This is a genomic window from Streptomyces sp. NPDC059567 (assembly GCF_042735655.1).
In the GTDB taxonomy this organism is placed as follows: Bacteria; Actinomycetota; Actinomycetes; order Streptomycetales; family Streptomycetaceae; genus Streptomyces.
On record NZ_JBHWBS010000020.1, the window covers coordinates 48,275 to 61,639 of the forward strand.

The following is a 13,365-nucleotide window of genomic DNA, read 5'->3' on the forward strand; positions in this document are numbered from 1 at the left end:
CGGTCATCCCTGCTCCCGTCCCCGCCGTCGGTCCTGGTCGAGCAGAGGACGCAGCAGGGCGCTCAGAGCGGAGGTGGGCGCGTCCGCGTGGTCGGTGGTGGCCGGTCGATGCGAGGCGGGCGCCTCATGGACGGCGAGGTCCGCCGCGATCTCGTCGGCCGTGCGTGCCCGCATCAGCAGCGAGGGATCGACGGTCAGGCCGCTGTGCTGCTCAAGGGCCGTGGTCAGCTCGGCGATCACGAGGGAGTCCAGCCCCAGCCGCTGGAGCGGACGGTCTCCCGGGTCCTCCCCGAGCACCTGGACGAAGGCGTCCCGGACCCTTGCGCGCATCCCCGCGACGTCCTGCCCGGCGGGCGCCGGTGCGGGAAGCACCTGGGGCTCGGCCTTCGCCGTCGGCGGCGAAGGCTCGACGGACTCGGCGGCCTCCGGCGGAGTGGCGGGAGCGCTTCCGGGGAAGATCACGGCGCCGCCCGACCGCAGATGGTCGAAGAAAGCGTCCAGTGCCTGCTCGGCGCCGACCGAGTAGGCGGCGGAGAAGGACGCGTCCGCCTTCATGCCGATGCCCGTCCAGTTGGGCCACGCATGCGCGGTCACCGTGGTGACGGAGTCGTTCTCCCGCTCGGCGAGGGCCAGTTGGTAGGCGTTGGCGAGGCTGTAGTCGACCAGGCCCCGGCCGGCCAGTGCCTGTGCGCCGGCGATCGAGGACACCAGGACGGCGAAGTCGGCGCCCTGCTCCTTGGCCAGCCGTACGACGTTCAGCGAGCCGGGGACCTTGGGGGCGAGCACCTTCTCGGCGTCGCTCCACGTCCGCCGGTGCATCGCCCCGAACGGGTTGACCCCGCCGGAGGAGTGCACGACGCCGACCAGCCGACCCCAACGGCGGCCGAACTGCCCGGCCACGGCGGCGAGCGCCGCCGGGTCGGACACGTCGCAGGCCAGGTACTCGACTTCGGCGCGCCTCGCCAGCTCCCGCAGGGGCGCGGAACGCTCGGCATCGACGACCGACCGGCCGATGATGCCGATGCGCTTGGCTCCCCGGTCGATCAGCCGCTCGGTCAGACGCAGTCCTACGGCGCCCAGTCCTCCGGTCACCAGGTAGTACCCGGAGGTCGGCAGGGCGTATGGCGGGCCGGCAGGCGCGGACACCTGTTCCGGGGTGTACCTGACGCCTCGCCGGTAGGCGGCGACCACCGTGCCGGCGTCGGCCCCGGCAGCCGGACCGGAACTCAGGGCGGCGAACTCGGCCGCCAGGCGGACAGCCTGCGCCTCGGCCGGGTCGGCCGGGTCCAGGTGGACGACCGCGGTGGCCTTGCGGCTCTCGGCCCCGGCGGCCCGTACGGCCATGGCCATGGCGGCCCGCTCGGGAGACAGGCCGTCGCGCTCGTCGGGGTTCACGGCCGCGTCGTGGAATCCGGCCCAGAGCAGCTTCCCGTGCCCGGGCAGCGCCTGCAGCACGCCGCCCAACTCGCCCCAGAACCCGCTCAGGTCGAGGGGCCTGCCGCCGCCCTGGCCGTGCTGACCGGTCGGGGCGTCGATCACGATGGTCGCGTCCGCCTGCCGACCGGGCTCGACGACGGTCACGCCCCGGTCCCGGAGGGCCGTCGTCAGCGCATGTCCGATCTCCGGGTCGGCGGCGACCAGACGTACCGTGGCCGGGCCCGCCGCGGGCGCGGGCGCCAGTTCCCGGGCACGCCACTCGATGCGTACCGCCTCGCCACCATCGGCCGGTGCCGGGCGCGGCTCGGGCGCGGGGTCGGTGGTGTGCCAGTACGACCCACGCGCGAACGGATAGGTGGGGAGGTCCGTGACGCGGGCGCCCTTGGCGGAGAGCGAGTCCCAGTCGATGTGCGCGTACCCCGCCCTGACCAGCTCCACCACGTCGGCGGGCCGGGGCGTGGCGGCGTTCGACGCGGTACGGCTCGCCGCCTCTTCGGCGGTCAGGTCGATGTCGACGCGGGCCACCGGCACACTGCCGGCGGCGACGGAGCGCAGCTGGGCGGCGACGTCGGCGGCAGTGCGCCCGTGCACCGCGGTCTGGAACTCCAGCGGGGAGCGGCCCGTGTTGGCGGTATGGCAGAGGTCGGCGGTCTCCCAGTCGTTCCCTGCTGCCTCGAACCGCGCGGCGTAGGTGCCGGCGAGGGCACGCAGTGCGGTCTCGTCCGCCGCACTCACCCGCACCACATGCGAGTCCTGCGCGGACACCCCACGCACCGATACAGCCGGCGGTTCCTCCACGATCACATGGGCGTTCACCCCACCCATACCGAACGCGGACACCGCAGCCCGTCGCGGCTCCACACCCCTCGGCCACACCACCGCACGATCAGCCAGATAGAACGGCGTCTCCTCGAAACGAATGTGATCATTCGGCCGCACCACATGCAACGACGGCGGAACCACCCCCCGCTCCATCGCCAACAGAACCTTCACCAGCCCCGCCAACCCAGCCGCCGGCTCCAAATGACCGACATTCCCCTTCAACGAACCAAGCGCACAAAACTGCGACCGATCCGTAAACCCACGCCACGCACGCGTCAGACCCTCAACCTCAATCGGATCACCCAAAGACGTCCCCGTCCCATGAGCCTCCACCAACCCAATCGACTCCACCGACACACCCGCATCACCCAACGCAGCGGCAATCACCTCCTGCTGCGCAGCACTACTCGGCACCGTCAACCCACTCGTACGACCACCGTGATTGACCGCACTCCCCCGAATCACACCCCGCACCCGATCACCATCACGCAACGCAGCACCCAACGGCTTCACCACCACCGTCACCACACCCTCCCCCGGCACAAACCCATCCGCACCCGCATCAAACGGCCGCAGGGCATTGGTGGGAGAGAACGACCGGAGTCGTGCGCCGAGCTGGAAGTACTGCGGTGACATCGCCAGGTGCACTCCGGCGACGATGGCCTGCTCGCACTCGCCGTCGCGGATGCTCCGCACCGCCGTGTGCAGGGCGACCAACGACGACGAACACAACGTGTCGATCGTCATGCTCGGCCCGTGCAGATCCAGGAAGTAGCTCACCCTGTTGGCCAGGATCGCGTTGTGGTTGCCCAGGCCCGCCGCCGTCTGTACGACGTCGCCGACGACCATGTCGCGGTAGTGCTGGTAACTGGCGCCCACGAACACACCGGTGGAACGCTGGGTCTCCCCCGCCAGTCCGGCGTCCTCCAGGGCGCGCCAGGCGGACTGGACGAGATGGCGCTGCTGGGGGTCGATCCACTCCGCCTCTGCGGGCGACAGCCGGAAGAACCCGGCGTCGAAGTCGGTCAGTCCTTCGACGAAGCCGGCACGCCTGAGGTAGACGGTTCCGGGCTTGCCCTCCGTGCCGTAGTACGAGTCGATGTCCCAGCGGGATGCGGGCACTTCGCTCAGGCAGTCCACGCCCTCCAGCAGGACCCGCCACAGCTCCTCGGTGTTCCCGGCGTTCGGGAACACCCCGTCGAAGCCGATGATGGCGACGTCGTGCAGATCCGCCTCATCGCGCACCGGGGGGACAGACGGCTCGACCGCCTGCGCCTGGGCCGGGACCTGCGCCCGGGCCTGGACCGGGACCGGGACCGGGACCGAGACCGAGACCGGGTTCGGGGCAGGGACTGCGTCCGTCGCCCGAACCGGCACCTGGTCCACGTCCACAGCCCGAGCCGGCATCGACTCGCCGCGCTCCTCGTCCACGGCGACCTGCGGCGCACCGCCCGCCTCCGCAGAGCCCTCGTCGGCGGGCGCCGCGGTGACGCCGTACTCGTCCCTCAGCTCGGCGGCCAGGCGATCGACCGTGCCGACCTCCAGGACCAGCGTCACGGGTATGTCCACGTCCAGCTTGGCCCGGATGTCCTGGGCCAGTGAGACCGCGAGCATCGAGTCGAGCCCCTGCTCCTGCAGCGGTCGGTCCGTCTCCAGCTCGTCGGCGTCCAACTCCAGGGCGGCTGCCACCCATTGGGCCAGCGCCGCGTCGAGGGCTCCGGCCGACGGGCGGCCGGGGGCCGGCATCGGACGGTGACCGTTGGACACGTGCGCCGGGGTCGATGCCTGGGTCGATCGCGGCGGCGTCGATGCCGGCGTCGGCGACGAAGGCGCGGAACGGTGGCCGTTCCGCGTGTCGCCTCCCGCGGCCTCCGACGAGGGCGCCGGGGAGAGCCGCTTCCAGGTGATCCCGCGGGCTTCCAGCACGGGTTCGTCGCCGTCGAGGATCACCAGGCTCGCGGTCAGCAGACCGGAGTCCGGCCCGGTGTCCCGGTCTCTCCGGGCGTACACGCGGGCGGTGTCGGGAAGCCGGCCGAGGACGGTGAGCCGCTCGATGGTGAACGGCACGTACAAGCCCTGCGCTCCGCATGCGGCGAGCGCGATCTGGAAGGCCCCGTCGAGGAGTCGGGCATCCACCGCGCCGGTGGTCCGCCCGTCGCCGCGCAGCACACCCGTCGCCTGCCCGGGCCCCACGGACAGCGTGGACACGGTCCGGAAGCCCGCGCCGTAGCGGAGTCCGGCGCGTTCGAACGCGTCGTACATCGCGTCGAGGGCGACGGCGGTGAGGCCGTCGGCGGTGGCCGGCGCAGCGAGCGTCGCCTGCTCGGGCCCGGTCACCTCGGCGTTGCAGACGAGGGCGCCGGTGCCGTCGCGGAAGGAGACCGTGGTGTCGTCGCGTTCGGCCGTGAGCGTCGTGGGGGCCTCGACGGCCGCCCGGAAGGTGAGGTCCCGCAGTCCGAACCGTTCCTGGCCGATGAACTCGGCGACCTTGTTGGGATACCCGGCACCCGGCAAGGTCGGCCTGCCGAGCACCAGGTGCTCCGCCGCCTCCGGGTGCTCGGTCCATGTGCTCTTCGTCCGGCCGGACGCACCGTCGCGTACGGGCTCGTTCGGCTGCTCGGCGGGTTCCAGCCAGAGGTACTTCTCCGCATGCGGAGCGGTGGGGAACCGTACGCCCGCCCGGCGCCGCTTCCCGGCGGGCAGGGCCGCGCCGGCGACGAACGCGCGGGCCGCCTCGGCGAGAGCCTCCCGGCTCGCTCCTGCGCCGACCGGCTCCGTGGCACCGGTCTCGGATGCCACCCCCACATGGAGGGAGCGAATGTCCGCGACCCCGGCCAGGAACAACTGCAGCTTGTCCTCCAGCTGCTCGACGCTGTCCGCCACGCAGGCCAGTCGGTGTGCCGCGGCGGGCCGGCGGCGGCTGGCCTCGCTCAGCTCGTCCAGGGACGGGCAGTACGCGGAGCGCAGCATCAGCACGAGCCGGTGGGCCAGGGTGCGCAGCGCCTCGTCCGATCCCGCGGAGAGGATCAGCAGCCGCGGGCCGGGCTCCGTACCGTCGGGTGCGCCGACGGGTCCCGCCTCGACCACCGCGTGGGCGTTCGCGCCGCCGAAGCCGAAGCTGCTGATGCCCGCGACGCGCGGGCCGCTGCCCCACGGCAGCAGCCGGTCGGCCACGAACAGGGGCGAACCGTCGAAGTCGAAGGACTTGTTCGGGGTGCTGAAGTTCAACGACGGCGGGATGTGTGCCGCTTGCAGCGCCAGGATCGTCTTGATCAGTCCGGCGATGCCCGCGGCGGGCTCCAGATGTCCGATGTTGGTCTTGACCGAACCCACCGCGACCGGCTTCCGGTCGGCCGGCTCGCCCAGGACCGCGTGCAGGGCTTCGAGTTCGATGAGGTCGCCCAGCTGCGTGCCGGTGCCGTGCGCCTCGATGTAGCCGATGTCGGCCGCGGTCCGCCCGGAGCCGGCGAGCGCCTTGCGCAGGACGGCTTCCTGGGCCGGCCTGCTGGGCGCCGTGAGGAAGCCGGCGCTGCCGCCCGTGTGGTTGACGGCAGTGCCTCGGATCACGGCGAGGACGGGGTCGCCGTCGCGCTCGGCGTCGGCGAGCCGCTTGAGGATGACGGCACCGGTGCCCTCTCCTCGTACGTAACCGTCGGCGGCGTCGTCGAAGGTGCGGCACATGCCCTGCGGGGACAGCATCCCGTTGCGGGCGAAGGAGCGTGTCTTGGTCGGGGTGAGGACGAGGTTCGCGGCGCCGACGACGGCGGCGTCCACGTCGCCCGCCCGCAGGTGCATGGCCGCTTGGTGCAGGGCGACGAGCGAGGACGAGCAGGCCGTGTCTACGGCGAAGCTCGGCCCGGACCAGTCGAAGACGTGCGACAGCCGGTTGGCGACCATGGAGGCGGCCGTGCCCGTCGCCACGTGCGGGTCGCGGTATCCGATGCTGCGCGCCACGATCTCCGGGAAGTCGCTCGCGATGGCGCCGATGAACACGCCGGTGGCCGCGCCGAGGGACGTGTGGTCGTGGCCGCAGCTCTCCAGGGCCTCGGCCGTCACGCTGAGCAGGGTCCGCTGCAGCGGGTCCATGCGGCGGGCCTCGCGGTCGGTCAGTCCGAAGCGGGCGGCGTCGAAGTACTCGACTCCGTCCACCCAGGCCATCGGCACATCGTCGGCGCCGGCGTCGGACCACAGGTGGGCCCAGCCGCGCTTGCCGTCCGGGGCATGCCCGACGCTGGACACCCCGCCGACGAGGTTCTGCCAGAACTCGTCCGGCGTGGTGGCGCCGGGGAACCGGCAGGCCATGCCGATGACGGCCAGAGCGCCGTCGTCGGCGGGCCGGGCGGGCTCCGCGGGCGCGGGCTGCGTCGGCGCGGGCTCCGCGGGCGTCGCTGCCGCGGGCGTCGCTGCCGCGGATGCGGTCGCCACGGACTCGGGACGGGCCGACTCCCGTACGGTCCCGGCTTCGTCGGCCTCCGGGTCGAGCAGCCGTACGACACCCTCCGCGCCCAGCAGCCGGGCCAGCTTCACCGGCGTACCGGAGGCGAAGATCGACGGGGCCGTGACGGTCACGCCCAGCTCCCGGCCGAGCTGTACGGCGGCGAACGTGACGTTGACGGAATCGCCGCCCAGGTCGAAGAAGTTGGCGTGCACGTCGAAGCCGGGGTGGTCCAGCGTGGCCGCGAACACCCGCGCGATCGACGCCGCCAGTGCCTCCGCCGTCACACCGGTCACCGCAGACTGCGGGGGCTGCACGGACTCCACGGAATCCGCGGTCTCAAACGGCTTCGCGTACGCCAACGACTCCGTCGCCTCCGCGGACTCCGACGGCGTCGCGGACTCCGACGGCGTCGCGGCCTCCGTCGGCTCCGACGGCTTCGCGGTGGCCCCGGGGGCCGAGGGAAGGATGGTGTCCCTCGTCGGCAGCGGCAGCTTGGCGCGTGCCACCTTGCCGTTGTCGGTCAGCGGCAGGGCGTCCAGGTCGACATAGGCGTCGGGCACCATGTAGCCGGGCAGGGAGCTGCCGACGAACGCGTCGAGCCGGGACTTGGTCGGCGTACCGTCGCCCACCAGGTAGGCGGTCAGCCGCGGTTCGCCGCGCCCCTCGAACCGCGCCGCGACGACCACGGCGGCGGTGACGCCCTCGAACCTCTCCAGCACCCGCTCGATCTCCGCGGGCTCGATACGATTGCCGCGCACCTTCACCTGGGCGTCGCCGCGCCCGAGCCACTCGATCGCGCCGTCCGCGTGCAGACGCACCTCGTCACCGGTCCGGTAGAGCCGCACACCGGTCACCGGGTGGACGACGAAGACGTCCTTGGTGAGATCCGGCCGGCCGGCGTAGCCCCGGGCGAGCCCGGTGCCGGAGAGGTACAGCTCGCCGGTCGCTCCGGCCGCGCAAGGCTCCAACTGCCCGTCCAGGACGTGGAGTTCCATGTTCGGCAGGGGTTCACCCAGCGGCAGGAAGGAACCCACCGATGTGACCTCGTGGCAGGAGGCCCAGATCGTCGCCTCGGTGGGGCCGTACAGGTTCCACAGGGCACGGGCCGGTCCGTGCAGACGCTCGGCGGTGGCCGGCGGCAGCGCCTCGCCGCCGGAGAGCACGGTGAGCTCCGGGTGCGGAGTCCAGCCGGTGCCGAGCAGCAGGCGCCATAGGCTCGGCGTCGCCTGGGCCACGGTCACATCGGAGGTGAGCTCGGCCAGTCGGGAAGGGTCGGCCGCGGTCTCACGGGAGGCCAGGAGCACCGTCGCGCCGACCGCAGGCCCGAGGAACAGCTCCAGCAGGGAGATGTCGAAGGCCACGGTGGTGTGTGCGAGCACGGTGTCGTCGGGCGAGACGCCCAGGCGTTCACCGATCCCGGTGAGGAAGTTGGCGAGCGCCCCGTGCTCGACCTCCACGCCCTTGGGGTTGCCGGTCGATCCGCTGGTGAAGAGGACATAGGCCAGGTCGGAGGCGGTGACCTGGGGCGGCACGGCCTGCGCCGAGCCGTCCGGCTCGGACACGGTCCACGCGGGGCCGAGCGAGGCGCCCAGGGCATGCGTACGGGCGTCGGTGACGATCAGGTCGCACTGCGAGACCTCCACGTACCGCTGCAGCCGCTCCACGGGGTATCCCGGGTCCAGGGGCAGGAAGGCGGCCCCGGCCCGCAGGATGCCGAGCATGGCCGGGAGCAGCGGGAGTTCCCGCTCCATCAGTACGCCGACCACCGAACCGGACTCGATGCCCTGGTCGTGCAGGCGGGCGGCGATGGCGTCCGCCCAGGCGTCGAGGCCGGCGAAGTCCAGCGTGCGGGTACCGCTGCGGACAGCGGTGGCGCGCGGCCGGTCGGCCACCGTGGCCGCGAACAGGTCCAGGACCGTCCCGGCCGGGGCGGCGGAGTCGTCCGGCTGCGCGGCGAGCGGCTCCGGGGACCGTCCCTCGGGCCGGGTCGCAGTGCCGGAGTCGGCGTGGGGCTCGGCCTGGGGCTCGGTCTGGGGCTCGGCGTGGGACTCCGGATGGGGCTGAGGCTGGGGCTCCTCGCCGTGGAGCAGGGCCGTCAGCACCAGGTCCTCGACCTGCTCGGTGAACTCCAGCGCCTCGTCCTCGCCCATCGCGGTCTCGCGCACGAAGACCGTGGGCGGGCCGTCCCTCAGGCACAGCAGCGCGATCTCGGTGTGCGGTTCGGCGGAGGCCTCTTCCCCGGCGCTGCGGTCCAGCACCATGACGCGGGTGAAGCTCGGCTCGTCGGAGCCGAGCGGGCGACCGGCCAGGCCGAGCCGGAGTTCGAGGTCGCTGGCGTAGCCCTGGCGGGCGGCCGCCTCGTCCAGCTTGACCTGCAGGGACCGGGAGGTGTCGCCGTCGAACCGTACGGGGAATCGCGCGGCGGCGATGCCATGGGTCTGCTCCGCGAGGACCCGTGCGGCCGGCGGCGACCAGGCGAAGTCGAAGGTCCGCTCGCCGGTGCGCTCGGCCACGACGGCGAGGAAGGCGCGGACGACCGCGACGGCCTCCTCCCGCGAGCCGGGGGTGAGGGCCAGCTCGTATCGGCCGTAGTGGGCCGCGGCGGCGGAGAAGTCGTCGGCCGGGAGCGGGGCGGGACGCAGCCCCTCCAGCCGTGCGCGCCACCACGGTTCGTGGGCCCGCAGCGCCTTCTGGGCGGCGGCGATGTCCGCGAGCCGCTCCGCCGAGACGGCGGGCAGCGGCGAACCGGGGGCGATGCCGAGCCGCTGTGCGGCGGCCTGGCCGCTGAGCGCGCTCCCGTCGACGGCGGTGCAGTCGCTCAGCACGAGGTCGGCGTCCGGGGCGGACAGGGTGATGGCCGAGGTGGTCACCGACAGCACGGTGGTCTCGGTCCGCGGGTCCTCGCGCGGGATCAGCCTGACCTGCCGCGTGAAGACCGCGCCCTGTTCGGTGACGAGGGTCGGCACCCCGAGCGGGTTCGGGAAGGAGCCGTAGTCCAGGGCCTTGGAGAGCCGTACGGCCTCGACGGCGGAGGTGCCGGCGTGGATGAGGCCGCCGGACGCCATCCGCGCGGACCGTCGGTAGAACCGCCGCTCGCGGTCGCTCGTGTCGATCGGCTCGGGCAGGGTTCGCGCCACCACGTGCGGTACGAGATCGGCGAAGAGCTCGATGCCCACCTCGGCCGTCTCGTACGTCAGGGACAGGGCGGTGGAGTGGTCGCGGACCGGGAACCAGCGCTCCAGCAGCACGCCGCCGGCGTCCACGGCCTCCGTCATCCGGTGCCAGGTCGCCGCGTGCCGGGACGCGCCCTCGTACAGCGCCCAGGCGGGGACGTGGCTACCGGAGTAGCGGGGCAGCGGCCCGTCGTGGAAGTTGATCGCGGCCGTTGTCGGCAGGTCGAGGATCTCGGCGGGCAGGATCCGGAAGTTGACCATGCTGAACAGGTAGTCGAACGGCTGCGCCGAGAGCGTCGCCGACAGGTCGCCTCGCGGGTCGAGCACGGGGATCGCGTGCACGCCCGCCCAGGCCGTCACGGCCGGGTCGTCGCTGAAGACCCCTTCGATCCGCACGCCGGCGTCGAGGAGCTGTGCGGCGCACTGGGTCAGGACCCGGGTGCCGCCGATGATGAAGCAGTTGGCTGCCATGCTCACCCCGTGGCCTTCCCGGTCTCGGAGACGTCCGCGCCGTCCTTGGCGTCAGCGCTGCCCTTGGCATCCGCGCCGGCCTTGGCGTCCACTGCGCTCGCGCTGCCCTTGGCATCCGCAGCGGTGTCCTCGGTGTCCGAGCCGGCCTTGGCGGCCGCGGCGGGCTCCGACGCGGTGTCCGGACCCTCCGCCGTCTCGGTGGCGACCCAGGAGTCGATCTGCGAGACGACCTCCTCGTCGAGCGAGAGCTGCCCGGGCGTCCAGAGCGGGTTCGACAAGCCGCGGTGCGTCCGCTCGCACATCTCCCAGTCCTCGTAGTTCGCCTTGTCCCACAGCGCGAACACGGCCTCGTGCGAGAAGTCGCTTTTGGCGGTCTCGGAGGGGTGGAAGAGCCAGAAGTGGCGGACGAAGCAGGTGCCGGGACTCTCGGGCCAGACCCACTGCATCATCACGTAGTCGGCGGTGAACCCGAAGAGCAGATTGGGCAGGATCGTGATCCAGTTGATCTTCTGCCGGTCCGCCTCGGGGACCAGTTCCATCGGCGTACGGCCGCTGCGCCCGGTCATGGAGACCGAGTTGTAGCCGTTGCGGATCGACTGCCACGCCCCGACGATGTCGCCCTTGAGGTCGTAGGTGCCCGCGTCGTCGAAGTCGGTGATGCGGTGCAGGTCCTTGTGGGCCGTCGGGAAGTGCAGGCTCTCGTTGACGTTGTGCGCGACGAGCTTCCAGTTCGAGGCGACCGGATAGTCCTTCGCCTCGACGCACTCCAGTTCGGCGAGCTCGTAGACGCGCGCGAACTCACCGAACTCGCCCAGCGAGGCGTCGAGATCCGGGGCGTCGTCGGACAGGGCGATGAAGACGACCCCGAAGCGGACCTCGGTCCGCACCGGCAGCAGTCCGTTCTTCTCCTTCTCGAAGAAGTGGTCGAAGTAGGTGCCGTTGAGGCTCTTGAGCTTGCCGTTCCGGTCGTACACCCAGCAGTGGTAGAGGCAGACCAGGCTCTGCCGCTTGCCGGTGGCCTCTTCCACGAGCTTGTAGCCCCGGTGCCGGCAGTAGTTGTGGTACGCCTGGATGCCGTCGTCCCCGTGGATGATCAGGACGGATCCGGTGCCGATGTTCAGCGTGGTGTAGGCGCCCTTGTCCTTCAACCGGGAGACGTGGTCCACCGGGAGCCAGCGTCGACCGTAGATGCGGGACATCTCCCGGCGGTACTGCTCCTCACCGGTGTAGAACTCGTGCGACCTGCCGATGCCGCCCGTCTCGAAGTAGGGCCTTTCATCGTCCTGGTTGCTGATGAGATCGAACATGCTGGACGCACGCGTCATCTGCTGGTCTCCCTCAGAGGGTCAAGCGCATGGAATGCAGTGCGGGAATGCCGATGGCGTCGGGGCCTGCGAGTAGGCCGCACCGAGCCCCGGCAGTGGCGGGACTGCACGATGAGTAAGGGCGGAGAAGTGGTGCCGGGCCGGCCCGGGTGAGGCGCGGTGGCCTGGCCGACGGGCGGGCGGCTGCCGTCGGCATACGGACGGGCGAGCCGATCGGCTTCGAAGGGAACTCGGAAAGGACTCACCGGAGCACGCGGGGCTCTCTGTGTGAGGGGTGCGCGAAGCACCGGCGTGAGGGCCGGTGACGGCACCTCGACGCACGGCGCTTGGCATGGTGTGCCCCTGGTCGGGGCAGGTGCGGCGAACCGCCGGCGGTCATCCGGCCGGGTCGTAGATCCGCTTCTCCTCCGGCACGCCCGCGTCGTCGTAGAGACGCTCCAGGGCGTCCGGCGCGTAGACCTCGTAGTCCGGTACGACTCCGCCGATCAGGCCGAGCATCTTGTTGGTCCACTCCTGGGTCGCGCTCATCGCGGACATCGTCGCCTCGAAGAACGGCGGGAGTTCGGTGAGTTCGCCGAGCGTCGTCGTGAAGTCGTAGACACCCGCGCTCTCCTCGTCGCGCAGCTTGTTGTACTCGGCCAGCGCCTCGTCCATCGGCCGCTCGCCGGCCAGGCCCTGGTGGACGCGCTCGGCGAGCAGTTCACCGTGCAGGAAGGCGTCGGTGATGCCCCAGCCGGTGTACGGGTCCTTGTGGTAGCCGGCGTCGCCGACCAGGGCCCAACCGGGGCCGTAGGCGCGGCGGTAGTAGTTGTCCGGGTAGCGCATGGGCTTGAAGGCCTCTTCGCGCCTGCCCTGATCGCGCAGCTGCGCGCCCATCTCCGGCGAGACGTCGTCGAACACGCCCTGGAATCCGGCCTCGACGTCCTGGCGGAACTCCTTGAGCTGGCGCTTGGTACAGATGACGGCGAGCATGCTCACGCCGTCGTTCGTCGGCCAGGTGCCGAACCACTTCTCGTTGAAGCCGGTCTTGTGGTGCAGGCCCCAGTCGAGACCGCTGTAGTACGAGTAGTAGATGAAGCCCGCGGCGGGGCGCACGTTGTACAGCTCGGCGCCGACCTTCTTGGCGACCGTGGAGTGGAAGCCGTCGGCGCCGATGACGACGGTGGCACGGAACTCCCGCTCCGGTCCGTCCCCTTCGCGCCCTCGGATGCCCGCCACCCGGCCGTCGGTGAGGACGAGGTCGGAGACGGTGAACCCTTCGATCACCTCGACGCCGGCGCGGCGGGAGGCGTTGACGAGGATCTCGTCCAGCACGGTACGGCGGGGGCAGTAGACGGCGTCGATGCCGTCCACAGGGTCGGCGAACCCGTTGAGTTCTATGCCCCGGTAGGAGTAGTTCATCTTCCGGAGCGCCGGGGTCTTGGCCGCGATGATCTCGTCGAGCAGGCCCCACTCCTGGAGCTTCAGCAACCCCGCCTGGTGGATGTAGTGGGTCGACACCGTGTCGCTGGGGAATGAGGCCCGGTCCACCACGAGGACTCGGTGTCCCTGTCGCGCCAGCAGCATCGCGACCGGCGATCCGGCGCAGCGTCCACCCACAACAATGACGTCGTACATACGAGCCCCCGTCAATTTGGTTTGAGGTACCGACGCACCGTTGGTCAGCGGCACGAGCACGATTCGGAGGCTATGGAAATCG

The 13,365-nt window shown here is 71.6% G+C and carries 3 protein-coding genes; all 3 read right to left on the bottom strand.

Annotated elements, in window-relative coordinates; genetic code table 11:
- Positions 1–3: 3 nt before the first annotated feature.
- A complete protein-coding gene (locus ACFVZW_RS12545; RefSeq protein WP_384520172.1) occupies positions 4–10,341 on the bottom strand; it encodes an amino acid adenylation domain-containing protein in 10,338 nt (3,445 codons plus the stop codon).
- Positions 10,342–10,343: 2 nt separating this feature from the next.
- The gene (locus ACFVZW_RS12550) at positions 10,344–11,666 is read right to left on the bottom strand and encodes an SRPBCC family protein (protein ID WP_384520174.1); all 1,323 of its coding nucleotides are present in this window, start codon (positions 11,664–11,666) and stop codon (positions 10,344–10,346) included.
- Between the two features lie 375 nt (positions 11,667–12,041).
- Complete coding sequence (locus ACFVZW_RS12555) at positions 12,042–13,283, bottom strand: NAD(P)/FAD-dependent oxidoreductase (RefSeq protein ID WP_384520176.1); 1,242 nt, start codon at positions 13,281–13,283, stop codon at positions 12,042–12,044.
- Positions 13,284–13,365 lie beyond the last annotated feature (82 nt).

What these genes read in the sequence shown, in the direction of transcription:
- ACFVZW_RS12550 (WP_384520174.1), bottom strand. Translation starts at nt 11,666, where the DNA reads ATGACGCGTGCGTCCAGCATGTTCGATCTCATCAGCAACCAGGACGAT.
- ACFVZW_RS12555 (WP_384520176.1), bottom strand. Translation starts at nt 13,283, where the DNA reads ATGTACGACGTCATTGTTGTGGGTGGACGCTGCGCCGGATCGCCGGTC.
- ACFVZW_RS12545 (WP_384520172.1), bottom strand. Translation starts at nt 10,341, where the DNA reads ATGGCAGCCAACTGCTTCATCATCGGCGGCACCCGGGTCCTGACCCAG.